General features: G+C 37.7%; 34 protein-coding genes and 1 pseudogene. 3 read left to right on the top strand and 32 right to left on the bottom strand.

What is annotated here, in order from left to right; genetic code table 11:
• Positions 1-178 precede the first annotated feature (178 nt).
• The 3 genes from AC1RNS_RS17350 to AC1RNS_RS17340 form a co-directional block, all read right to left on the bottom strand.
• Positions 179-1,087, bottom strand: coding sequence for a DUF4822 domain-containing protein (locus AC1RNS_RS17350; protein WP_492994450.1), 909 nt, complete (start codon positions 1,085-1,087; stop codon positions 179-181).
• A gap of 306 nt (positions 1,088-1,393) precedes the next feature.
• Positions 1,394-2,446: a hypothetical protein gene (locus AC1RNS_RS17345; protein ID WP_492994439.1), complete on the bottom strand. Its 1,053-nt coding sequence runs from the start codon at positions 2,444-2,446 to the stop codon at positions 1,394-1,396.
• Positions 2,436-2,933: a sigma-70 family RNA polymerase sigma factor gene (locus AC1RNS_RS17340; RefSeq protein ID WP_492994437.1), complete on the bottom strand. Its 498-nt coding sequence runs from the start codon at positions 2,931-2,933 to the stop codon at positions 2,436-2,438. Before AC1RNS_RS17340 ends, AC1RNS_RS17345 begins: the two co-directional genes overlap by 11 nt.
• A gap of 384 nt (positions 2,934-3,317) precedes the next feature.
• Between AC1RNS_RS17340 and AC1RNS_RS17335 the strand changes: the two genes are divergently transcribed.
• The gene (locus tag AC1RNS_RS17335; protein WP_492994435.1) at positions 3,318-3,806 is read left to right on the top strand and encodes an RNA polymerase sigma factor; all 489 of its coding nucleotides are present in this window, start codon (positions 3,318-3,320) and stop codon (positions 3,804-3,806) included.
• Positions 3,806-4,804, top strand: a complete 999-nt coding sequence (locus AC1RNS_RS17330; protein WP_492994434.1) for an anti sigma factor C-terminal domain-containing protein — start codon at positions 3,806-3,808, stop codon at positions 4,802-4,804. Before AC1RNS_RS17335 ends, AC1RNS_RS17330 begins: the two co-directional genes overlap by 1 nt.
• A gap of 452 nt (positions 4,805-5,256) precedes the next feature.
• Here the strand turns inward: AC1RNS_RS17330 and AC1RNS_RS17325 are convergent, their stop codons facing one another.
• From AC1RNS_RS17325 to AC1RNS_RS17310, 4 genes are read right to left on the bottom strand one after another with little or no spacing between them, the layout of a single operon-like run.
• Positions 5,257-5,358, bottom strand: coding sequence for a deaminase domain-containing protein (locus tag AC1RNS_RS17325; protein ID WP_492994448.1), 102 nt, complete (start codon positions 5,356-5,358; stop codon positions 5,257-5,259).
• A 26-nt stretch (positions 5,359-5,384) separates the two neighbouring features.
• A complete protein-coding gene (locus tag AC1RNS_RS17320; protein ID WP_492994433.1) occupies positions 5,385-5,567 on the bottom strand; it encodes a hypothetical protein in 183 nt (60 codons plus the stop codon).
• Positions 5,568-5,584: 17 nt separating this feature from the next.
• Positions 5,585-5,731, bottom strand: coding sequence for a hypothetical protein (locus tag AC1RNS_RS17315; RefSeq protein ID WP_492994432.1), 147 nt, complete (start codon positions 5,729-5,731; stop codon positions 5,585-5,587).
• Positions 5,731-8,787: an ATP-binding protein gene (locus tag AC1RNS_RS17310; RefSeq protein WP_492994430.1), complete on the bottom strand. Its 3,057-nt coding sequence runs from the start codon at positions 8,785-8,787 to the stop codon at positions 5,731-5,733. The genes AC1RNS_RS17315 and AC1RNS_RS17310 overlap by 1 nt, the downstream gene beginning before the upstream one ends.
• A gap of 843 nt (positions 8,788-9,630) precedes the next feature.
• Between AC1RNS_RS17310 and AC1RNS_RS17305 the strand changes: the two genes are divergently transcribed.
• Positions 9,631-9,960, top strand: a complete 330-nt coding sequence (locus AC1RNS_RS17305) for a tyrosine-type recombinase/integrase (protein WP_492994429.1) — start codon at positions 9,631-9,633, stop codon at positions 9,958-9,960.
• Positions 9,961-10,060: 100 nt separating this feature from the next.
• On the opposite strand, the gene rpsI is transcribed toward AC1RNS_RS17305, so the two are convergent.
• From rpsI to rplN, 25 genes and pseudogenes are all read right to left on the bottom strand, one after another.
• Positions 10,061-10,453, bottom strand: a complete 393-nt coding sequence (gene rpsI / locus AC1RNS_RS17300; RefSeq protein WP_004233744.1) for a 30S ribosomal protein S9 — start codon at positions 10,451-10,453, stop codon at positions 10,061-10,063.
• Positions 10,454-10,478: 25 nt separating this feature from the next.
• A complete protein-coding gene (gene rplM / locus AC1RNS_RS17295; RefSeq protein WP_370043864.1) occupies positions 10,479-10,916 on the bottom strand; it encodes a 50S ribosomal protein L13 in 438 nt (145 codons plus the stop codon).
• A gap of 178 nt (positions 10,917-11,094) precedes the next feature.
• Entirely contained in the window at positions 11,095-11,835 is a 741-nt protein-coding gene (truA, locus tag AC1RNS_RS17290) for a tRNA pseudouridine(38-40) synthase TruA (RefSeq protein WP_492994426.1), read from the bottom strand.
• A 13-nt stretch (positions 11,836-11,848) separates the two neighbouring features.
• On the bottom strand, positions 11,849-12,646 hold the full coding sequence (locus tag AC1RNS_RS17285; RefSeq protein ID WP_492994424.1) for an energy-coupling factor transporter transmembrane component T family protein: 798 nt from the start codon (positions 12,644-12,646) through the stop codon (positions 11,849-11,851).
• Entirely contained in the window at positions 12,643-13,515 is an 873-nt protein-coding gene (locus AC1RNS_RS17280) for an energy-coupling factor ABC transporter ATP-binding protein (protein WP_492994422.1), read from the bottom strand. The genes AC1RNS_RS17285 and AC1RNS_RS17280 overlap by 4 nt, the downstream gene beginning before the upstream one ends.
• The gene (locus AC1RNS_RS17275) at positions 13,491-14,336 is read right to left on the bottom strand and encodes an energy-coupling factor ABC transporter ATP-binding protein (RefSeq protein ID WP_492994421.1); all 846 of its coding nucleotides are present in this window, start codon (positions 14,334-14,336) and stop codon (positions 13,491-13,493) included. Before AC1RNS_RS17275 ends, AC1RNS_RS17280 begins: the two co-directional genes overlap by 25 nt.
• Positions 14,337-14,832: 496 nt before the next feature.
• Positions 14,833-15,213 carry a 50S ribosomal protein L17 gene (gene rplQ / locus AC1RNS_RS17270; RefSeq protein ID WP_012296051.1) on the bottom strand — a complete coding sequence of 127 codons (381 nt, stop codon included), beginning with the start codon at positions 15,211-15,213 and terminating at the stop codon, positions 14,833-14,835.
• Between the two features lie 57 nt (positions 15,214-15,270).
• A complete protein-coding gene (locus tag AC1RNS_RS17265) occupies positions 15,271-16,215 on the bottom strand; it encodes a DNA-directed RNA polymerase subunit alpha (protein ID WP_004233733.1) in 945 nt (314 codons plus the stop codon).
• A gap of 139 nt (positions 16,216-16,354) precedes the next feature.
• Positions 16,355-16,744, bottom strand: a complete 390-nt coding sequence (gene rpsK, locus AC1RNS_RS17260; protein ID WP_004233731.1) for a 30S ribosomal protein S11 — start codon at positions 16,742-16,744, stop codon at positions 16,355-16,357.
• Positions 16,745-16,769: 25 nt separating this feature from the next.
• Entirely contained in the window at positions 16,770-17,135 is a 366-nt protein-coding gene (gene rpsM / locus AC1RNS_RS17255) for a 30S ribosomal protein S13 (RefSeq protein ID WP_004233729.1), read from the bottom strand.
• Positions 17,136-17,159: 24 nt separating this feature from the next.
• Entirely contained in the window at positions 17,160-17,273 is a 114-nt protein-coding gene (rpmJ, locus tag AC1RNS_RS17250; protein WP_000868344.1) for a 50S ribosomal protein L36, read from the bottom strand.
• 37 nt (positions 17,274-17,310) lie between these two features.
• On the bottom strand, positions 17,311-17,529 hold the full coding sequence (infA, locus tag AC1RNS_RS17245; protein WP_004233690.1) for a translation initiation factor IF-1: 219 nt from the start codon (positions 17,527-17,529) through the stop codon (positions 17,311-17,313).
• Between the two features lie 86 nt (positions 17,530-17,615).
• A pseudogene (locus AC1RNS_RS17240) lies at positions 17,616-17,684 on the bottom strand (hypothetical protein); the annotation flags it as partial.
• Positions 17,685-17,942: 258 nt separating this feature from the next.
• On the bottom strand, positions 17,943-18,596 hold the full coding sequence (locus tag AC1RNS_RS17235) for an adenylate kinase (RefSeq protein WP_492994402.1): 654 nt from the start codon (positions 18,594-18,596) through the stop codon (positions 17,943-17,945).
• A gap of 70 nt (positions 18,597-18,666) precedes the next feature.
• Entirely contained in the window at positions 18,667-19,962 is a 1,296-nt protein-coding gene (gene secY / locus AC1RNS_RS17230) for a preprotein translocase subunit SecY (protein ID WP_492994400.1), read from the bottom strand.
• Positions 19,962-20,402: a 50S ribosomal protein L15 gene (gene rplO / locus AC1RNS_RS17225; protein ID WP_249075423.1), complete on the bottom strand. Its 441-nt coding sequence runs from the start codon at positions 20,400-20,402 to the stop codon at positions 19,962-19,964. Before rplO ends, secY begins: the two co-directional genes overlap by 1 nt.
• Positions 20,403-20,436: 34 nt before the next feature.
• Positions 20,437-20,619: a 50S ribosomal protein L30 gene (rpmD, locus tag AC1RNS_RS17220; RefSeq protein WP_054771429.1), complete on the bottom strand. Its 183-nt coding sequence runs from the start codon at positions 20,617-20,619 to the stop codon at positions 20,437-20,439.
• A gap of 13 nt (positions 20,620-20,632) precedes the next feature.
• Positions 20,633-21,136, bottom strand: a complete 504-nt coding sequence (gene rpsE / locus AC1RNS_RS17215; RefSeq protein ID WP_427549199.1) for a 30S ribosomal protein S5 — start codon at positions 21,134-21,136, stop codon at positions 20,633-20,635.
• Positions 21,137-21,157: 21 nt separating this feature from the next.
• Positions 21,158-21,517 (bottom strand): 50S ribosomal protein L18, encoded by a 360-nt coding sequence (rplR, locus tag AC1RNS_RS17210; RefSeq protein ID WP_132362699.1) that lies wholly within the window; start codon positions 21,515-21,517, stop codon positions 21,158-21,160.
• Positions 21,518-21,549: 32 nt separating this feature from the next.
• On the bottom strand, positions 21,550-22,089 hold the full coding sequence (gene rplF / locus AC1RNS_RS17205) for a 50S ribosomal protein L6 (protein WP_492994397.1): 540 nt from the start codon (positions 22,087-22,089) through the stop codon (positions 21,550-21,552).
• 30 nt (positions 22,090-22,119) lie between these two features.
• Positions 22,120-22,518: a 30S ribosomal protein S8 gene (gene rpsH / locus AC1RNS_RS17200; RefSeq protein WP_008181717.1), complete on the bottom strand. Its 399-nt coding sequence runs from the start codon at positions 22,516-22,518 to the stop codon at positions 22,120-22,122.
• A gap of 29 nt (positions 22,519-22,547) precedes the next feature.
• The gene (locus AC1RNS_RS17195; RefSeq protein ID WP_004233656.1) at positions 22,548-22,733 is read right to left on the bottom strand and encodes a type Z 30S ribosomal protein S14; all 186 of its coding nucleotides are present in this window, start codon (positions 22,731-22,733) and stop codon (positions 22,548-22,550) included.
• 21 nt (positions 22,734-22,754) lie between these two features.
• The gene (gene rplE / locus AC1RNS_RS17190; RefSeq protein ID WP_427549193.1) at positions 22,755-23,294 is read right to left on the bottom strand and encodes a 50S ribosomal protein L5; all 540 of its coding nucleotides are present in this window, start codon (positions 23,292-23,294) and stop codon (positions 22,755-22,757) included.
• Positions 23,295-23,322: 28 nt separating this feature from the next.
• Positions 23,323-23,631 (bottom strand): 50S ribosomal protein L24, encoded by a 309-nt coding sequence (rplX, locus tag AC1RNS_RS17185; RefSeq protein WP_053482809.1) that lies wholly within the window; start codon positions 23,629-23,631, stop codon positions 23,323-23,325.
• Positions 23,632-23,666: 35 nt separating this feature from the next.
• Complete coding sequence (gene rplN, locus AC1RNS_RS17180) at positions 23,667-24,035, bottom strand: 50S ribosomal protein L14 (RefSeq protein ID WP_004233650.1); 369 nt, start codon at positions 24,033-24,035, stop codon at positions 23,667-23,669.

Genomic DNA, 24,035 nt, shown 5'->3' with positions numbered 1-24,035 from the left:
AAAATACACATTTTACTCAGCCCTTAATTATTATGTTTGGATATATTAAAAACCTCGCCACTAAGCTGACGAGGTTTACACACACTAAACAAGATAATAATTTAATTTCTTCTGCCCAAAAACAGCATTAGCAAGTAAAGGACTACGTCTGTTTTATACCAAGAAGAAAATAGAAAATTTATTTGAGTGTGAATTCAGGATTATATTCACCTTCATAAGGTTCATGTTCAACAAATACAGTTACTTCATTTCCATCTTTATCTTTACCCATTCTTTTATACGTAAACTTCTGATCGTTAAGCTCTGTGATTTCAAGTGCTACACCATATTTGTTGTCTCCAATTGAAACATGGGCTCTAATTTTATTACCATGAATAACATCAAAGTAACCATAGTCTCCTCGGCTTTCACCTGTTTCTGGATTAAAGAATTCATATTTATTTATATCTGCATCATATTTTGCGATACTAATGAAGTTCGTATTAAACTCAGTTACATCATTACCAGCTTCATCTAACACTACAGTCCCATGCCATAATGTCTCTGCTAAGATCTTATCTCCATCCACGTCTTTTACAATATCACCTGTAGTAACATCTAAATTTTTATCAGCATCCGTGAAAGCAAGATCCTTTTCATTATAAGGAACATGCTCAACAAAAACTTCTACATCATTGCCTTCCTTATCTTTACCCATTCTTTTATAAGTAAAGATATTGTCGTTTAGCTCTGTTATTTCCACAACGGCTTGATAATTTTTGGATTCAGAAATTAAAACCCTGCTTTGCCCATCATTAGTAATAAAGAATGTTCCTTTATCATCACGGCTTTCTCCAGTAGTCGCATCAAAGAATTCATAGTGGCCTGTTTCAACATCATATTTAGCAAGACCAATATAATTCGCATTCTCAGCTGTTAAGTCATTATTATCTTTATCGTATACCTTTGTCCCTTGCCAGTTTGTACTACTAAGAATGTTAGCCATTTCTTGTCCTTTTGTTAACTGGTCTACTGCTTGCTCCTGTGCTTTATTATCTGCTGCGGCACTTTCTGTTTTTACTTCTGCACTTTCTGCATCATTTTTCATTACAGGCTCTTTATCCTGACAAGCAGCAAGGAGTGCCGTTGCTGCAACGGATACTATTAATAGCTTTTTCATATCTATTTACCTCCATTTTTTTATTATTAATCAGCTACCCCAAACCCTTTTAGTGAGGCTTGATGTCCCATTGACACTAATATTAATATTGAATGTTAAACTCCCTCTAAATAATTTCTTAAAAAAATATAAATTTATCCGAAAATAATTTTAATAAATACTACTCATTACCTTTAATTTAAAATGGCCATCTATTTTGAATAAAAATCTGTCAAAATAGATGGCCTTTATATGTTATTTATATTGCAATTTTCGAATTAATTCGTCTCCCCATTCCTGCACCTGTTCTTTGCTAATGATAAAACCTTTATCACCAGAACCAATGACAATATCGTTACCATACCAGACAGAATAGTTTCCGTTCATTGTGATTAATTGTATGTCGGGTTCTTTTGTCTGTGAAATATCTTGCCAAGTCATTTGTTCAAATAAAGTGCTCAATTTCTTCTGTATGGCTGGTATTGTTGTAGATTTATTTGTTGTTATTTCTGTAATATTTTGGCTTACTGCAAAATACTTAAATCCTGTTTTTGTTACAAAGCCTGGCATGTAGCTGTTTTCGAGTAACACTTCGTCACCTGTTTTTAATGTTAATTCATCACGTATCGGCATAATAATAAGTTGTTCTTCTAACAACCTTTTTTTATCCATTAATGCAAGGATTCGTGCATTTTTTCCTTCATATAAGACAATGGCATGAATATCGACCATAGCTCCCAAATTTATATCTTCCATATGCTCTTCTTCAACTGCATCAAGAAGGAGTAATTGCTCATGAACTTCCTGATGAAATTGTGGATACATTTGTTTATAGTGAGGTAGTAACGCCTCACGTACAAGTTGAACCTGTGCAATCAATGTTAGATATTGTTCTTTGTAGGCCTCTTTTGTAATACCCTTTCTTTGTAGGATTTTATCAAAAGAACTCGGTAATTCAGCCTCATAGGATGCAACCAGTTTTTTCACGTCTTGTTTTCTTAGCTTTACACCTTTACGTTTCCCATATTTTAAAAGCAGTAAATCGTTACGATAACGTTCAGAATGGTCAGCATCATCTAATCCATACATATTAAGCGTAATTTCTGAGTAGCCTTGTACATATTCATCACTTTGTCGCTCAACGAATATTAAAATAATTAATAGTAAGATTAAGCACCCAGAAACAAGCCGAGGTTTTCGAGAGTGCTGTTTTTTTGGTAATTGTAGCACAGCTTTCCTTACGCGAGATTTGCTTTCTTGTAAATCAGGTGTTGCTTCAAGCAAACTCTTTTTGATTTCACTCTTCATATAAATCCTCCCATTCCCCAGATAATACAGGTCGAAGTTTTTCACGGGCTCTTCGTAATCTTGTGCGGATTGTACTTTCAGGCTGTTGTAATAGTGAGGCGATATCCGCTGTATGTAATTCCTCGTAATAATAAAGAATAATCACTTCTCTGTATTTAATGGGTAAAGATAGAACGACTTCTCCAATTGTTGTTTGCAATTCCTTTTGTACCAGACTATCTTTTTGTAAAAAAGCAAGTAAGGGAAATTGTTCTTGGAGTTGAATCTTTCGATACGACCAGCTTTTTAAATAATCTTTACTGTGGTTTATGGTCATTTTTGTTAGATAGGAACGTAATTGACCATTTTCTTTATAATTGCTCTGCGAAAACTTGATAAAAACATCTTGAACAATATCTTCTGCAGCATGTAAATTTTTTGTATAGTAATAAGCTATACGTAATAAATGTTCACTATAATCATCTACTATCTGTCGCAAATCCAGCACTATCACCCCTTCACCTATATAAACGAGCCTCATGCATTATGTGATTCAAAATTTTTTACTATGGTAATGTGATTACATGCTATCAAATTGACTATTTTATTATTTCTAAAGAGCTCTATATGAGATGCTGTAAAAATGTAATACTACTGACCACTACAGTTTACTCCACAATCACAAGTAGCTAATGAGTTCCCCTATTGCTCTCAAGCTCTCGCATTAAGTCCCGATGTTACTTCTAATAAAATATAGGTTAACTGTAAAGCACCATCCTAATTTTTCAAAAAGTGTATACTTTTTCGGATTTCAATTGTTATATGTATAAGTTACTGGCCAATTACATGCTTTACAAGGGACACAAATACGAATCTGGAAGTAGGTGAATGGATGAAACGACAATGGGAACGATATTTGCTGCAAGAGGCGAAAATCGTTTTCAAATATTTAATAAAAATTGGCGTTGCTAAGGAAGATGCTGAGGATATTGTTCAGGAGGCAATCATCAAAACGATCGGATGCCTGTCACAAATCGAGGCAAATAAATTAAGGGCATGGCTTTTCAAAGTAGCATTGAATCGCTACTACACAATATACAATAAGAAAAAAATACAATCCTATTTAACTGATGAGGATATACAACAACTTCAAGCCTCGGTAAATATCGAGGAGCAGCTTATTTCAAGAGAGCAAAATGAGCAATTACGACTTGCATTACTACAATTACCGCAGCAATTTCAACAGCTGCTCATCATGAAATATTTTATGGATTTGTCGTACAAAGAGATCGCGTCAATTATTGATCACTCAGAAAATCATGTTAGTACATATTTACAGCGAGCAAGAAAAGCATTGCGTAAAAAATGGGAGGAAGCATAATGGAGGAATTATTCAATGTCGAAAGGATGGAAAAATCCATTGGCAAAGCAAAGCGCCACAGCACTTGGAGAATGATTTTCATTTCAGTAGCGGTTATATTAACGCTAGTTATTGGGGGGGCTGTTGCAAACCATGTTATTACACCAAGACTTGCTTTTCCTATTGAGGAATCATTTATGCATTTTAGTCAAATATCTGGACCCAATGAGTTTATCGGAATCATCGAAACATATCCAGGCATTTTAGGTGGAGAAAATTATTATAAAAAGTATAAATGGATTGAGGGCAAGCTTGTCTTTACTGGTGAAGGCGGCTACGGTTACGGACTATTCCGTAGTGAAAGACTAGGTCGACAAGGAAGAACTTCAACGATGCATTTTGGTGGAGCGTTCACGCAGGAGAACATTCACTATACGCATTACAATGAGCTTGGACAGCGAATGATGACCTTTTTCTATCCACAGGTCCAGTATGAAAATGTCAATGATGATTTGACATACTTACAGGACATACCAGGTGAAAAGCTTGTTGAAATGGCACTTTCATTTGATAAAGGCTATAGTGTGGATAAAGCATTAAATTTAATACCACAGGAACTAACAGCAGCCTGGCTTTGGGTTAACGATGTCACAGAAGATGCAGAACTGCACATGCGTGAATATGTAGATAAAGAGCAAGTCACAGGGTCACCGTTAGTTCGTAGTGCAAATACCGTTTACGGATTCTCCTTGTTAGAGTCGGATGGGGAGGCCAAAGTAAAGCCTGCACAGCAGTTTATTAGTTCCATTCAGGCAGGTGTACCTATAAAATCTCGTTGGCAGGGAGAGTTTAAGCGGTTAAATGAAACAATTGCTGGTAAGGATGGCGAGCTTGTTGTCGAGGATATTGTTATTAATGGCGCGGTCGTAACAGGAACAGCAAAAAATCTACGACAATTGCAGGAGCTACCGTTTATTAAAGCTTCGTCCCTAGGTATAGTTTCCGATAGATATAACTAGAATATGAAGCAAGGCATTTGTAACAGAGTGCCTAGTTTTTGCGTTTTTTAAATATATAGCTATCAACTGCACTACAGAGCCTTATGTACGCTACTTTTGACAAATACAAAAAACCCCACAACCACAAAAGTTGCAGGGCTTGATAAAAACGTAAAATTAACGTTTTGAGAATTAAGAAAGACCCTAAATAAGGCTTTAACAACCTTTTTGTATACTGCATGTATATTATAGAAAGAACTCCATATTATCTTAAAGCACTTTGACCACCTTTTTCTGGTGGTTTTTTTCTGATTTCTACATAATACAGAATAAAAACTAAAGAAATAAAAAATACCAGGTACTCACACATTTATGAGCTCCTGGTATTTTTTACTTAAGAGAACATTAATAATTTATCACATCAATCTGAACCAATTATCTACAAATCAAATAAGCAATGAGCACCTAGTTAATTATTTTGGTGACTGATTAATAAAATTAGGATATCTATCTTGGAATTTGTCCATTACCCCTGAACAACTTCTACAAGGATTTCTTTCAGTAAAAATCTTAATTACACCTCTGGCATTCCAGTCATTCCCTAACTTCTTAGCAAGTTCTTCAAATATTCTCGAACTGGCTTTAATAAATAATCTGTTGCTTCTATGTCAAAAGCATCTACAGCAAACTTCGCATGGGCTGTCACAAAAATAATTTGCATACTTGGATATTTAACTAGTAACTTTTTGGCAACTTGCAACTTATGAACGTCAATCATCTCCATATCTAAAAAAACGACATCTACTCGTTCTTTTTCAAAAAAGCAAATGCATCCCTTACATTTGTATATGTACCTTTAATGCAAATCGTAAATTGTATAAGCTTTTCTAGCATAATTCTTAACACATCTATTGCCATTTTTTCATCATCAATTATGACTATATTCACTATGCATCACCTTCTGGTAATAGAATAATAACAGTAGTTCCTTTACCTTCTTCACTATATATACGAAAACTGGCATTTCTAATAAGCCTAAATTTTTTCAACGGATTCGTAAATCCAATACGTGAGTTTTCTTCATTTACTAATCGTTGCAACTTTTCTTCTGAGATACCGACCCCATTATCATAAATTTTAATACGTATAAATTGTCCTTCTCGTTGCACACTCACCTCAATAGTACCACCTTCTTTTTTCTTCGAAATTCCGTGAAAAACTGCATTTTCAACTATAGGCTGAATTGATAATGCTGGAATCAAAGATTGAATGGACTCATCAATATCATACGCAACTGTAAGACGATCACCAAAGCGCATCTTTTCAATATAGAGATATGCTTTTACAAGGTCTATTTCATCTTCTATTGAAACCATGCTGTTACGATAATGGGCATTCAGCTTGGCACGGAAATAGGTTGCTAAACTGTATAACGCCTCTCGTGTATTTTCTATATCTGTATAGCTTAAGCCGATAATAGTATTAAGTGTATTGTAGACAAAATGAGGAGTTACTTGCGCATATAAATAATTCATTTCATCCTCAATCGCATCAATGGAAGATTGTCGAACTGCTAGTAATGATTGAATACGCACTAGTAATTCATCCATCGCAATCGGTTTTTGCAGATAATCATTTGCCCCAACTTGTAAAGATAACACTAAATCTGAATGCTGCATAATTGCTGTTAAAACAATAATCGGCAATTCCAACATATCATATTGCTTTCGTACTTGTTTGCATAATTCATAGCCTGACATACCATTCATCATTAAGTCGACTAACATGCAATCTACTTTATGTTTCTTTATATAATCCATCGCATCAAACCCGTTATCTACCCCAATAACGGTATAGCCTTTTTGAATTAATGCGTCCACTAGTACTTTTATATTCACATGATCATCATCAACAATGAGTATGGTTTTGTCATTACCTTTATGCAATAATGGTAAATCTAGCTGTAGTATAGTATTATCTGCTCGATTGCCCATCTGTTGTTGTGTTTCAATATCTAGTTTTTCGAGTGTGGCAAGTGGCACCGTAAAAGTAAAAATTGTTCCAACACCTAATGTACTTGTTACATGAATTTCCCCATCTAACTGTTCTACTATATTTTTTGAGATACTTAATCCTAACCCAAGTCCCCCACTTTTTTTACCTTTCTTTACTTGATAAAAGGAATTAAAAATTCGATCTAAGTCTTGTGATGGTATACCAATTCCAGTATCGCTTACTTGTATTTCCATATAATCATTACGTACACTAGCTAAGACTGTAATTTGTCCATGTTTTGTATGTTGCAGAGCATTATAAAGTAAATTATAAAGCACTTGTTTCAATCGTAATTCATCTGTATACATATGGGGTAAATTAGAATCTACTGCACTCATTAATCTTATGGATGTATCACTCGACATTAAACTACGAATTTCCTCAATTACTTCATCAATTACGCTTATCGGAACAACACGAGGGATAACACGAACTTCTCCGGTCATATGATTCGAAGAAATCAATAAATCCTCTACTAAATAACCTAAACGTTGCGCGACATTATGTATTAAAATGACATTTTCTTGTTGCTCACGCTTTAAAGGTCCTTGTACACCTTCCATTAATGATTTGGATATATTTAAAATACCATTTAAAGGCGTACGTAATTCATGAGACGTTTTCAATAAAAACTCATCCTTCATTTGATTATGCATCAATAGCTCTTCCGATAACTCTTGAACTTCCTTAAAAGATGTATTTGCTCGGAAGCTAAGCAGAGATGCAAAACTATATAGTGTAAAAATAAACAATAATTGTTCACTATAAACTATAGGTATATCAAAAATGTAATACATTACCATCAAAAAAGTATAACAAGTAAGAGATACTAAAAGAATTAGAATATAACGTGAACCTTCTACACCTTTCATAAGCACACGTAATAGCACAAACACATTATAAAGCCCAACTGGAATAAAAATTACTGCAAAGATTATTTGTGAAAGAACTAGATTTTCTATTGGTATAATCATACTATTTTTTGTAATCGGGTTGTAAATCCCATAGATAAAAAAAAGTAAACCTAACAAAATACTAATAATATAAATCGCTTTTTTCCTCATAAACTCCGGATACAAATAATAGAGAAAAAATGCTAAACAAACATCAACAAGTGGTAAAATACCTAATTGTAAACGTATTTGTTCGTTTATAGTTAAATGTGTAAAAATAAGGAAAAATATTTTTTCATTAGTAAACGACATGTACAGTCCGAATAATATAGTGAATAACCCCAAAAACAATTCTTCTTTACGCTTCCGATTTTGACTATACGATATAATATAAATCGCACCGAATACAATATAACCAATACATACAAACGATTCTGCTAAAATTTTCATGCTAAAATCTCTTTGAATAGCTTCCTTTGTTCCCAACTCAATAGGAAAAGTAATACCAGCTTTTGGATAATTATAATTTCCGACATGAATTACAATATCAAGCATTTGATTCTCACTTTTTGCAAACACCGTATATTTATCATCATTTTCGAACTTAAAGTCCTTTAAGGTTTCACTCGGATTCCCCATACTACCTACATCTTCTCCATTTATGAAAACACGGTTAGATTGGCGAATTGAACGAATGTATAATCCATATTCCCCTTCAATTGGTACATTTATCTTAACATGATATGTTCCTACAGTAAGTCCTTCCTCATTTGGTTCTACAAAACTATTCCAAGTAGCTGGCACCTCAATTGGTATTTTCTCGCTCTCGTACGCGTCAAATGAATCACTTGACGATATTAAGATATTTGGATAGAACGACCATTCTCCATCTAATTTTAAAATAGTATTTTCTTGTAGTTCTTTTTCTTCAATCGTAACTATCCCATTCTGCGCAATCCGCTGACTACTACTAACAAAATAATCTCCATTGCCAACAAAAAATACGATAATAAATAGCATGATAATGGTCACAGTAATGCTAATATTTTTTTTCACTATCACGCCTCCCCTACTTGAACACAATTATGTATAACATCAAACTATCAGTTTGTTAGAATTAAATCCATTATGCCAATATGACTTTTCACCTGTATTTCTATTATCGGTCCCCTTACGCATCCTATCATAGGTCTGTTAAACAAATTCTGAACAAACCATATTGTAAATGCATCGTCTAGTATGAATTACTATCACTAATTTTAAGTTATTATTATCACTTCACTCTTTTTAAATATCCAAGCAGGCTAAGGAAATCCGTAGCCTACTTGTTGTTTATTTAGATAACTGCTCTGCACTGTCTTCATTTATATATTACGAATGATTTTTCGCTGCTTCTTCAATCTCTTTAAATGCCCAGTGCGTTGCTTTCACATCTGGGAAGCTTGGCCTTGTAACACCGTTTAATTGTAGTAGGGTTATACGTATATATAGCGAATAAAATCGAAATTAGTGGACTTCTAAATTTCGTTATACTTTATATTGCTCTTACATTGGTTACTTTTCTATTTCAAAAAATCGAAGCGAAAAGTAAAAAAGAAGAGTAAGAAAAAATAAGTATGGTTTAGAAAGCTATCTTGGGAAAAATTTAATTTGAATAAATTTTTAGACTGTAGACAAAGTCAAAATCTGAGTTTACCTACAGCCTTTTTCTTTTAAAACAAAAATTTATTTGAAGCACTTAGCAGGGCGATTAAGCTACTTGATTGATTGAAATGATATTTGGGATAGATTAAACATTAAGCGATCCTCGTAAGTGTCTCATAAGCTTCTCAAGTGTATCTACAAAGTAGTGGTGAGATTCTTCAATGGAAAGCTAAGCAACAGGAGCTTTATGAAGAGATGGGTTTTAAAATTGCTATAGAAGAGCTACAGCCTGTTTTTACCCGTTTTCATCAACAGAAGTATGAAATGACATATATGCGAGAGTCAACGCCTAATGATAAACTTGTAGCTTTTTATGGGCGTCACCCTAATCTACATCGTATTAAGGTACATGATTTTAGACATACACATGCCTCATTATTGTTTGAAACGAGAGCAAGTTTAAAAGATGTACAGGCAAGGCTTGGTCATAGTGATATTAAAACTACGATGGATATTTACACATATGTTACACAAACAGCACGTGAAAAACTAGCGGATCAGTTTCAAAATTACATTGATTTTTAATCAAGGGGTATTAACGGGGTATTATTTTTGTTATCAACGTAAAAAAGCTCCTCTCAGGTAAACCTGAGAAGAGCTTGAAAACGTTGATATAACAACGATATTAACGTTTTGAGAACTGAGGTGCACGACGAGCGCCGCGTAGACCTGGTTTTTTACGTTCTTTCATGCGTGAATCACGAGTAAGTAATCCAGCAGATTTTAATGCAGCACGGAAATCTGGGTCTACTTGAAGTAGAGCACGAGCGATACCGTGACGAACAGCACCAGCTTGACCAGTGTATCCACCACCGTTAACGTTTACGTGGATATCATAGCTTCCTGTAGTTTCAGTAGCTACTAATGGTTGTTTAATTACTTCACGTAGTGCAGCGAATGGTACGTATTCTTCGATTTCACGTTTGTTGATAACAATTTTACCTGTACCTGGTACTAAACGTACGCGAGCTACAGAGCTTTTACGGCGACCAGTGCCGATGTATTGAACTTGTGCCAAAGTAATATCCTCCTCTTAATTTATATTATCCGCGAAGCTCGTATGCTTCTGGTTTTTGTGCAGCATGTGGATGCTCTGTTCCTGTGTAAACATTTAGTTTACCAAACATTTTGCGACCTAAAGAGTTTTTAGGAAGCATACCTTTAACTGCTAATTCGATCATTCTAGTTGGGTACTTGTCTAGCATTTCACCAGCAGTACGAGTTTTTAAACCACCTGCAAATTGAGTGTGGTGACGGTAAAGTTTACCCTCTAATTTGTTACCAGTTAAATGGATTTTATCAGCATTGATGATGATTACGTGATCACCTGTGTCAACGTTTGGTGTGAATGTTGGTTTATGTTTACCACGTAAGATTGCAGCTACTTCAGAAGCTAAACGTCCAAGAGTTTGGCCTTCTGCATCAACTACTAACCATTTACGGTCTACTTCGTGACCTTTAGCCATGAATGTTGTACGCATGTATATATCCTCCTAATCGATTCGATTACCGTTATTTTTCATTAAACTACACTATAAGTTTCGGGGCTTATTTGTGGTGGTAATGAAAATACCATCTGTTATCATATAATGAATGACTTTTAAAGTCAAGCAATTTCATTAAACACCTGGTGAAGTTGTTCAGAATTATAAGACATGACTAATAGAACACTTTTTCTAAGTATAACCCTTGTGGCGGTGCGGTTTTTCCCGCTTTATCACGATCTTCTGAGGCGATTACAAGTGCTACATTGTCTATAGCACGTCGACCTACCCCAACCTCCCAAAGTGTACCTGCTATAATACGAACCATATTATATAAGAAGCCAGTACCTTCAATCACCATATGAAGCTCTTCCCCATGCCATTCAAATTGCAGTGACGTTATTGTGCGTACTTTATCCTTCACACTTGTATTCGCTGCACAAAAGCATGAAAAGTCATGTGTACCAATTATAGCCTTCGCTGCCTCCTGCATTGCATCCACATTGGGTTTGACACCATTTGTCTCAACCGTGTAATGTCTACGGAATGGGCTTTGGACAGGCTCACAAGACCAAATATAGCGATAACGCTTCCCAGTCACACTGTATCGTGCATGAAAGTCATGTGCCACTTCCTCTACTGACAATACGCGAATATCTCTAGGGAGCTGCACATTCAAAGCCTTACTATACTTGTCAGCTGGAATGGCGAGTGGTGTATCAAAATGCAATGTCTGTCCGGTTGAATGGACTCTCGCATCTGTACGGCCACTTGCTGTAACCTTTATCTTTTCTCCTTTATGCATAATGGCAAGAACACGCTCAAGCTCAGCCTGAACTGTCCTCTCTCCAGGCTGTACTTGATAGCCAGAAAAGTGTGTTCCATCATAGCTAATAATTAATTTTAATCGTCGCATATAGCTAACTCCTTTAACTTCTATAGAAGAATAGCAATACAGCTATTGCTACTAATAACACCAGTGCAAATGTGTCACCCATATCCCACTTTAGCTTACGATATCTAGTGCGTCCCTCTCCTCCACGGTAGCCTCTTACTTCCATAGCTGTTGCTAAATCTTCTGCCCGTTTAAAGGCACTAACAAAGAGAGGTACTAGCAATGGGACAACAGCTTTAATACGATCCGATATCGGTCCTGAGGATAAATCTGAGCCACGTGCCATTTGAGCCTTCATAATTTTATCTGTCTCATCCATTAACGTAGGAATGAAGCGCAATGAAATAGACATCATCAAGGCTAACTCATGTACAGGCACTTTTAATGCTTTTAATGGATTTAGCAGTACTTCAATGCCATCTGTAATTGAAATTGGTGACGTGGTAAGTGTTAAAATAGATGTCATAAAGACCAATACTAGAAAACGGACCGAAATAAAAATCCCTTGTCTTATTCCCTCTTCGTAGATTTCAATAAACTTCCAATCAAATACCAGAGCTCCTTCTCTTGTCATAAAAATATGAAGTAGGAAGGTAAAGGCCATTAAAAAGAGTACTGGCTTTAAACCGTTGATTAAAAAATACAGACGTATACGCGATACAAATACAATGAGTAAGGTAAAGGCTAGAAGCATAGCATATGTCGCCGTATTGTTTGCTAAAAATACGATTATAATGAACGCAAAGACAAATATTAGCTTTGAACGCGGATCAAGCTTATGAACGGGAGAATTTCCTGGTAGGAAGCGTCCAAATATCATTTTCTCCATCATGATTCTGCACGCTCCTCTCGTAGCATTCGAGCAACTTCAGTAGCGAGCTCTTCTTCCGTTAAACATACTTTTTGGAAAGGCTTTTTCATCATTTGCTCGATTTTTTGTTGAAAGCGTACAATACGAGGAGGCTCTAAGCGGAAATTCTTTAATGTCTCTACATCTTTAAAAATTTCTTGCGGTGTACCACTCAATATGTTTTTTCCTTCGTGCATAATAACAATATTATCTGCATAACGAGCTGCGTCCTCCATACTATGCGTAACTAGAATTGTTGTAAGCCCTCGTTCCTGATGAAGCCTATAAAACATATCCATAATTTCTTTTTGACCACGAGGATCAAGCCCAGCTGTTGGTTCATCTAAAACAATCACTTCTGGCTCCATGGCTAATACACCTGCAATTGCCACTCGTCGCATCTGTCCACCTGATAAATCAAAAGGTGATTTTTCATGTACATTCTCTGGTAGACCTACTAAGCCTACTAGTTCCTTTGCACGAGCTTCTGCCTCTTGCTCCGAGACACCGAAATTCATAGGACCAAACATAATATCCTTTAGCACAGTTTCTTCAAACAGCTGATGCTCTGGAAATTGAAACACAATACCAACTTTTTGGCGAACAGCCTTTAAATCCTTCGCCTTTTTACCAGCTACAACAATACGGTCTCCTATATGTACTTCACCAGAAGTAGGTTTTAGAAGTGCGTTAAAATGCTGAAGAATGGTTGATTTACCGGAGCCTGTATGCCCAATAATCGCTTGATACGTATGTGACGGGATTTCAAAATCTACATCGAATAATGCCCGTTTTTCAAAAGGTGTACCTTGTGCATAGGCATAGCTTACTTGTTGAAGTTTGATGTCCATAAATCATTCACCAACTCTTCTTCTGTCATATGTTGTCCCATTAATGGAACACCTTCCTTTTGCAATAACTTTGATAGCTTCATGGCAAATGGTAAGTCAAGTCCTAGCTCAACTAGCTTGTCCCCAAGTGCAAATATTTCAACAGGTGTACCCTCAGCAAATTTTTTACCATCATTCATGAAAAGGATACGATCCGCAAGCATCGCCTCTTCTAAATCATGTGTAATGGATAACACCGTTAGCCCTGTTTCAGCACGTAAAGTTTGAACTGTTTGTAATACTTCGCCGCGTCCCTGTGGATCTAACATAGACGTAGCTTCATCAAGGATTAGAAGCTTGGGCTTTAACGCAAGTGCACCTGCGATGGCAACGCGCTGCTTTTGTCCACCTGATAAGTGATGAGGTTCATGATCTAAAAAATGACTCATTTTTACTTGATCTAATGCTGCATGAACACGTTTCACCATTTCTTCAAATGGAACACCGTTATTTTCAAGGGCAAAGGCTACATCATCCTGCACAGTCGCACCAACGAATTGATTATCTGGATTTTGAAAAACCATCCCCATCTGCGAACGGCTCGCCCAAAGATTCTCTTCTGTTAATACTTCGCGTAATATACGTACATCGCCCCGTTGTGGATATAACAATCCATTCATTAGCTTTGCAATCGTAGATTTACCAGAACCGTTATGACCCACGATAGCAATCCATTCGCCCTCCTGCACTGCAAAGCTTACATTCTCCACAGCATTACGGCTTTCATTATCTTCGGGTGTATATGAAAATGTCACATTATTTAATGATAAAATTTCAGGCATTTCTAGAACTCCTCTCTGCATGCTCAGCTCTACTAACTAACTTACACTGTTTTATGTATGAATTCTACTACAATCATTATGTCGATAAAAGAAAAGTGATAAAAATACTTTGACCAAGTTATTTAAAGAAATAACTCAGTAATTCCTATCCAACTCTTTTACGCTATTGAGCAAAACATCCTATCTTTTAAGAGGCTTTAATATGAAATAATAATTTTTAAACCCATATATTAAAAAAAGCACCACAATTTGGCGCTACCTTACATAATAAAAAAGCGCGCACCTCATTCAATAGAAATGCGCTAGTCGTTACATTTACAAGAAACATGGGAGCTCAAATCCTTGTTTCCACGAATGAGGTGCGGAGAGCTAAACGAGACGCCACACAACAGTGCCCGCTCATCATAACGCTCAGCTTAATTATTTGTCGTATAAATCATTTATAAAGAAAGAGGGTGGTGATTCCACCCTCTTCACCACAAGTTTTCTCTTATGATTAAACTAATTCAATCACAACAACAGGTGCACCGTCACCACGACGAGGACCTACTTTAAGAATACGAGTGTAACCACCTTGACGTTCTGCATAACGTGGTGCAACATCATCAAATAACTTTTGAAGTGCAAATGAAGTTGTTTCGTTACCTTCTGCATCAGTAGTTGTTACTAGTTCACGACGGATGAATGCAGCAGCTTGACGGCGTGCGTGTAAATCTCCGCGTTTACCTAAAGTAATCATTTTTTCAACAGCTTTACGTACTTCTTTAGCGCGAGCCTCAGTAGTTTCGATACGCTCGTTGATGATTAAATCAGTAGCTAAGTCACGTAACATCGCTTTACGTTGAGAACTTGTACGACCAAGTTTTCTGTAACCCATGGATGTTTCCCTCCCTTATAAAAAAATATCTGATCTTGTAAGTTTTGTTTAAATCGCTTAGTCTTCTTTGCGTAATCCTAAACCAAGCTCTTCTAACTTCGCTTTTACTTCTTCTAGTGACTTACGTCCAAGGTTACGAACTTTCATCATATCGTCTTCTGACTTGTTCGCAAGCTCTAGTACTGTGTTAATACCAGCTCGTTTCAAGCAGTTATAAGAACGAACAGAAAGATCAAGTTCTTCGATAGTCATCTCTAAAACTTTTTCTTTTTGATCCTCTTCTTTTTCGACCATGATTTCAGCAGTTTGTGCCTCATCAGTCATGCCAACGAAGATGTTAAGATGCTCGGTTAAAATTTTTGCTCCGAGCGAAATCGCCTCTTTCGGACCGATGCTTCCATCTGTCCACACATCAAGAGAAAGTTTATCGTAGTCAGAAGACTGACCTACACGAGTATTTTCCACTTGGAAATTGACGCGTGATACTGGAGTGTAAATAGAGTCGATCGGGATCACGCCGATAGGAAGATCCTCACGTTTGTTTTGATCAGCAGGAGTGTAACCACGGCCGCGTTGTGCATACATACGCATACGTAAATGACCGTTTTTAGCGATTGTTGCAATATATAGATCTGGGTTTAAAATTTCTACGTCACTGTCATGTGTAATGTCAGCAGCCGTAACTGTACCATCGCCTTTTACATCAATCTCAATAACTTTTTCTTCGTCAGAGTAGATTTTAAGAGCAAGTTTTTTCACGTTCAAAATAATTGAAGCTACATCCTCTACCACGCCTTCTACAGTTGAGAATTCGTGAAGAACACCGTCAATTTGAATTGAAGTGACAGCAGCTCCTGGTAATGAAGACAGAAGGATACGACGTAAAGAATTACCCAAAGTGTTTCCATATCCGCGTTCAAGCGGTTCTACAACAAACTTTCCATATTTGGAATCTTCGCTGATCTCCACCGTTTCAATCTTTGGTTTTTCAATTTCGATCATTTCATTTACCCTCCTTCAAAACATCGAATGTATAGGTTCTTTCCATCATAGATTCGATCGTCAATGACGTATCGTTTATTATCTGCACAAGACAGTCTGTACAAAAAATGATGTTCTCATACAATATGAGACGCACCCATTACACGCGACGACGTTTTGGCGGACGGCAACCATTGTGAGGAACTGGAGTAACGTCTTTAATAGCAGTTACTTCTAACCCAGCAGCTTGAAGTGCACGGATTGCAGCTTCACGACCTGCACCAGGACCTTTAACAGTTACTTCCAACGTTTTCAGACCATGTTCAAGGGATGTTTTAGCAGCAGTCTCTGCAGCCATTTGAGCAGCGAATGGTGTAGATTTACGTGAACCACGGAAACCAAGAGCACCAGCACTTGACCAAGATACAGCGTTACCTTGCATATCTGTAATCGTTACAATTGTATTGTTAAATGTAGAACGAATGTGTGCAATACCAGATTCGATATTCTTTTTCACACGACGTTTACGAGTTTGTTGTTTACGAGCCATGTTAAGAAGGAACCTCCTTTACCAATTATTTTTTCTTGTTCGCAACTGTTTTACGAGGACCTTTACGCGTACGCGCATTGTTCTTCGTATTTTGACCACGAACAGGTAAACCACGACGGTGACGGATACCACGGAATGAACCGATTTCCATCAGACGTTTAATATTTAATGAAGTTTCGCGACGTAAGTCACCTTCAAGTTTGTATGAATCTAATTGTTCACGGATTTTGTTTAACTCATCTTCAGTTAAGTCGCGTACGCGTGTATCTTCTGAAATACCTGCGTCAGCTAATACTTTCTGAGCTGTAGTTTTACCAATACCGAAAATGTACGTTAATGAAATTACCACGCGTTTGTCGCGAGGAATGTCAACACCAGCAATACGTGCCATGTACGTTGTGCACCTCCTTCAGAATTATCCTTGTTTTTGTTTGTGTTTAGGATTTTCACAGATTACCATTACTTTACCGCGTCGGCGAATTACTTTACATTTTTCGCAGATCGGTTTCACAGATGGTCTCACTTTCATCTAACCTAACCTCCTTAGTAGTCCGGAGCGCAAAAGATTATTTAAAACGGTATGTGATACGACCGCGAGTTAAATCATAAGGAGATAACTCGATAGTAACCTTATCTCCAGGTAGAATGCGGATAAAGTGCATACGAATCTTACCAGATACGTGTGCTAGAATCACATGTCCATTTTCTAATTCTACCTTAAACATCGCGTTTGGCAAAGTCTCAACAACTGTTCCTTCGACTTCAATTACATCATCTTTCGCCATCTACTCTGTCTCCTCTCTATATGCAAATTAAAGTTCTCATCGTTACATCAAACGGATATCTGCTGCAACTATAGAAGCAACCTCGTTTCAACATATGTTTGGATTGTATGAGAGATGTTTGAAAGACGCTCGTCTGGTTTCGCTTCACACAATCCACGGAATCTACAGGACCAGCAAAGGGCACTGAATCTCCCATGTTTACACGAATACCGGAATGTCTTGGATGAGATATTCATACCCGTTACACAGATGCTTCCACGAAACCCATTATACTCCTTTAAAAATAATGTTGCACTTTTTAAAAGAAATATATACCGGGCACAATATGCTTTTGCAACTCTCAAAAAATTATGTTTCGTTGTTGCTTCCGCATGCCTCCCGCGGAAGCAGTACTCTGCGCCCGGAGCCGGGTATCAGCTGCGGCTGCCCTGTAATAGAGCATCAAGATCAGCAAACACTTTGTTAATATCTTGCTGTCCATCTATATTTGTTAACACACCTTTTGCTTCATAGAAATCAAGTAAAGGCTGTGCTTGTTTCATATTTACATCCAGACGGTTTGCAACCGTTTCAGGATTATCATCCGCACGTGTATAAAGCTCGCCACCATCCTTATCACATTTTCCTTCCTCAGCTGGAGGATTGAAAATTAAATGATAGGACGTGCCACAAGTTTTACAAATACGACGACCTGATAGACGAGCGATTAACTCATCTCTATCAACTTGAATGTTAAGCGTATGTTCAATTGCTTTGCCTAGATCAGCAAGGATACTATCTAAAGCTTCAGCTTGTGGAACAGTACGAGGGAACCCATCTAATAAGAAGCCCTTTTCACAATCAGGCTTAGCAAGTCGCTCACGAACAATACCAATCGTTACTTCATCTGGAACTAAAGCTCCTTGATCCATAAACGATTTAGCCTGTAAGCCTAATTCTGTGCCGTCTTTAATAGCTGCACGGAACATATCGCCTGTAGAAATATGAGGAACCGTGTACTTCTCAACAATCTTATCTGCCTGTGTACCTTTACCAGCACCTGGCAGACCCATTAAAACGATATTCATAAGGAAATATTCCTCCCACAAAAGGTTTGCTGATTTCAGGAAACGATGGAACGTTCCCCAAAAACCAACATTATTTCATAAAGCCTTTGTAGTGACGTTTAACAAGTTGAGACTCTAGCTGTTTCATCGTTTCGAGCGCTACGCCGACTACGATAATAATACTTGTACCACCGATCTGCACAGAGGCAGGTAGATTCATAAAGTTTATGAATAAAATCGGCATTACAGAAAGAACAGTTAAGAAAATCGCGCCGACAAATGTCAGACGATATAACACGCTTGTTAAATACGTTTGCGTACTTTCTCCAGGACGAATACCTGGAATGTAAGCACCCTGCTTTTTCAAGTTATCTGCCACATTTTCTGGATTCACTTGTACGAATGCATAGAAATATGTGAATGCGATGATTAATGCAATATAAACAATCATTCCAACAGGTTTTTCATAATTGAACGTGTTTTCAATGAATGTTGTCACACCATTTTCACCGAAGAACGGAACTAACGTACGAGGTGTCATCAGAAACGCAGATGCAAAGATTACAGGAATAACCCCTGCAGCATTTACTTTTAACGGTAAATGCGTTTGTTGACCACCAGTTTGTTGGTTACGTCCAGTAACTCGTTTTGCATATTGAATTGGAATTTTACGTAATGCTTGTTGTACGTAGATAACTCCAACTACAACTGCAAGCAAAATTAAAATAAGTAAGCCAAGGATAATTAGGTTGATAAATAGCTTATCACCAGCACCCTCGATTTGCTGTGCATAGATTTGGTTGATACCTGTAGGTAATGCCGCAACGATACCTGCGAAAATTACAATAGAAATACCATTACCAACGCCATGCGCAGTAATTTGTTCAGCAAGCCATACAAGGAATGCTGTACCCGCTGTTAATACAATAGAAATTGTAACATATGTTAAAATTCCTTCTTCCTTAATCAATGACCCGCCATACATTTTATTAAAACCAAATGACATCGCGAATGACTGAATAAAAGCAAGAATGATTGTAAAATAACGAGTAAATTGAGCAAGTTTACGTCTTCCGACTTCACCTTGCTTTGCCCATTCAGCAAATTTCGGTACTACGTCCATTTGCAATAACTGAACAATGATTGAAGCAGTGATGTAAGGCATAATCCCCATCGCAAAGATAGAGAAGTTCTTTAGAGCACCACCGCCAAAAGTATTGAGGAAACCAACGAGGTTAAACTCATCAGTTGCCTGTAATACATTAGCGTCAACGTTCGGCACTGGTACGAATGTACCAATACGGAAAACAATTAACATTAAAAGAGTGAAAATGATTTTATTTCGTATATCTCGAACACGCATAAAGTTAGAGATTGTCTGAAACATTAAATCACCTCAGTAGTTCCGCCGGCATTCTCGATTGCTTCTTTCGCTGAAGCTGAGAATTTATGAGCTTTTACAGTAAGCTTTTTGTTTAGAGTTCCGTTGCCAAGAACTTTAATACCAGCTTTTTCATTGCTCACAAGACCAGTTTCAAGTAATAATGCAGCAGTTACCTCTGCACCGTCTTCGAAACGGTTTAAAGTGTCAAGGTTAACGATAGCGTATTCTTTACGGTTGATGTTCGTAAAGCCACGTTTTGGTAAACGACGGAATAATGGGTTCTGACCGCCCTCGAAGCCTGGGCGTACACCGCCACCAGAACGAGCGTTTTGACCTTTATGACCTTTACCTGCTGTTTTACCGTTACCAGAACCGATACCACGACCAACGCGGTTGCGTTGCTTACGAGAACCTTCTGCTGGTTTTAACTCATGCAGTTTCATAGTGGGTGGCACCTCCTTGTTCAATAATTGGAAATTAGATTTCTTTAACAGTAACTAAGTGAGCTACTTTATCTAACATACCGCGAGTTGCTGCATTATCAGCCTTCTCAACAGTTTGATGTAATTTACGTAAACCTAGAGCTTCGATTGTCTTACGTTGCGCTGGTTTAGTACCAATCACAGATTTTGTAAGGGTGATTTCTAATTTGTTAGCCATTATCTTTCCCCCCTTATCCTAATATTTCTTCCACTGATTTACCACGTAATTTAGCTACGTCCTCTACGCGTTTTAATTCAGCTAAACCTTGAACAGTTGCACGTACCATGTTAATTGGTGTGTTAGATCCAAGTGATTTTGAAAGAATATCAGTAATACCAGCAAGCTCAAGTACAGCACGTACTGGGCCACCAGCGATAACTCCTGTACCAGGAGCAGCAGGTTTAATTAGGATTTCTCCTGCACCAAAGCGACCTTGCACTAAGTGTGGAGTTGTTCCACCTACGCGTGGCACTTCGATTAAGTTTTTCTTCGCATCTTCAACAGCTTTGCGGATAGCATCTGGCACCTCTTGTGCTTTACCAGTACCGAAACCAACATGACCGTTTCTATCGCCAACTACAACTAATGCTGTGAAGCGGAAGCGACGTCCACCTTTAACAACTTTAGCAACACGGTTAATAGTAACTACGCGTTCTTCAAGTTCTCCAAGTTTGTTTGCGTCAATACGACTCATGAAATGTGTCCCTCCTTCTTATTAAAATTCTAAACCGTTCTCACGTGCAGCTTCAGCTAAAGCTTTAACGCGTCCATGATATAAGTAACCACCACGGTCAAATACTACAGCAGTAATATTTTTTTCCGTAGCGCGTTTTGCGATTGTTTCACCGACTTTAGTTGCCGCATCAACATTGCTACCAGCACCTTCAAAACCATTTTCTTGAGAAGATGCGCTAACAATTGTTACGCCTGCTACGTCATCGATAAGTTGCGCGTAGATGTTCTTGTTAGAACGGAATACGTTTAAGCGTGGACGCTCAGCTGTACCCGAAATTTTAGAACGTACACGTGCATGACGTTTTTTACGAACCTGATTTTTATCTTGTTTCGTAATCACAAGGGTCACTCCTTTCTAATGCTTAGGCAGCATTATTTACCTGTTTTACCTTCTTTACGACGAACATATTCGCCTTCATAGCGGATACCTTTACCTTTGTAAGGCTCTGGTGGACGCACGTCACGGATGTTAGATGCAAGAGCACCAACGCGTTCTTTGCTAATACCTTTAATGATGATTTTTGTGTTAGAAGGAACTTCAATTTCTAAACCATCTTCAGGTGTGAACTCAACTGGGTGTGAGTAACCTACGTTAAGAACAAGTTTTTTACCTTGTAATTGCGCACGGTAACCAACACCGATAAGCTCTAAAGATTTTTCGAAACCAGCAGAAACACCAGTAACCATGTTCGCTAGAAGCGCACGAGTAGTACCGTGGTTTGTGCGGTGTTCTTTTGATTCAGAAGGGCGAGATACTGTGATTACGTTACCTTCTTGCTCAATTTTCATATCTTGGTGGAAAGAACGAACAAGTTCGCCTTTAGGACCTTTAACAGTAACATTGTTGTCAGCTCCAACAGTAACAGTTACGTTAGCTGGTACCTCGATAATTTTTTTACCTACACGAGACATTTAGTTGCACCTCCATTCATTTATTGCTAATTACCAAACGTATGCTAGAACTTCGCCGCCAACTTGTTTAGCGCGAGCTTCTTTATCTGTTAATAAACCTTGTGAAGTTGACACTAAAGCGATACCAAGTCCGTTCAATACTTTAGGTACTTCATTTGTTTTAGCATATACTCGTAGACCAGGTTTAGAAATACGTTTTAAGCCAGTGATAACGCGCTCGTTATCTTTACCGTATTTTAAGAAGATACGGATAATACCTTGCTTGTTGTCTTCTACGTATTCTACGTCACGTACGAAACCTTCGCGCTTTAAAATTTCAGCGATTTCTTTTTTCACGTTGGAAGCTGGTACTTCTAACTTCTCGTGACGAACCATGTTCGCATTACGAATGCGAGTAAGCATATCTGCAATCGGATCAGTCATTGTCATTACATTTACCTCCTTCCCAAATTAGGGGATTACCAGCTGGCTTTTTTCACGCCAGGAATTTGTCCCTTATATGCAAGTTCTCGGAAACAAATACGGCAAAGTTTGAATTTACGATATACAGAGTGTGGACGACCACAGCGTTCACAACGTGTATATTCTTGTACTTTAAACTTTTGCTTACGTTGTTGTTTAACGATCATAGATTTTTTAGCCACGTTTTCGCCCTCCTTGTTTGATTACTTTTGGAACGGCATACCGAATTGTGTCAATAACTCGCGAGCTTCTTCATCAGAATTCGCTGTCGTTACGATCACGATGTCCATACCGCGTACTTTTGAAACTTTATCGTAATCGATTTCTGGGAAAATTAATTGCTCTTTAACACCTAGAGTGTAGTTACCGCGACCATCGAATGCTTTTTTAGAAACACCACGGAAGTCACGTACACGAGGTAGTGAGATTGAAATTAATTTGTCCAAGAATTCATACATACGCTCACCGCGTAATGTAACTTTAGCACCGATAGGCATACCTTCACGTAGACGGAAGCCTGCGATCGATTTTTTCGCTTTCGTTACTACTGGTTTTTGACCAGTGATGATTGTTAATTCTTCTACAGCTGCATCTAATGCTTTTGAGTTTTGAACTGCATCACCAACACCCATGTTGATAACGATTTTCTCAACCTTTGGCAGTTGCATAACTGATTTATATCCAAACTTGCTCATAAGAGCAGGTGAAACTTCACTTAAATATTTTTCTTTTAGGCGGCTCATGTGTGTACCTCCCTTCTATTTATACTAATTAGTCGATTACTGCACCTGATTTTTTTGCAACACGAACTTTTTTACCGTTTTCGATTTTATAACCTACACGAGTCGGCTCGCCAGATTTAGGATCGATTAGCATTACGTTCGAAACGTGAATTGCAGCTTCTTGGCTTACAATTCCACCTTGTGGATTCAATTGGTTAGGTTTTACGTGTTTTTTCACGATGTTCACACCTTCAACAAGAACGCGATCTTGTTTAGGGTAAGCAGCAAGAATTACGCCTTCTTTGCCTTTATCCTTACCAGTGATAACCTTAACCTTGTCACCTTTTTTTACATGCATGCTGTCGCACCTCCTTGATTGGCACTATCATGAAATTAAAGAACTTCTGGAGCTAGAGAAACGATTTTCATGAAGTTGCTGTCACGTAATTCACGTGCAACAGGTCCGAAAATACGAGTTCCGCGTGGTGATTTATCATCACGAATAATTACACAAGCATTTTCATCAAATTTGATGTACGTACCATCTTTACGACGTACGCCTGATTTAGTACGAACGATAACAGCCTTAACAACGTCACCCTTCTTGACAACGCCACCTGGTGTTGCTTTCTTAACTGTACAAACAACGATATCTCCGATGTTAGCAGTTTTACGGCCAGAGCCACCAAGCACTTTAATTGTAAGAACTTCACGTGCACCTGAGTTGTCAGCAACTTTCATACGACTTTCTTGTTGGATCAC

This window comes from Lysinibacillus sp. GW821-FHT14F06 (assembly GCF_058803665.1).
Note: the sequence above shows the minus strand (reverse complement) of the source record. Positions and strands in the feature narration are given on the sequence as shown.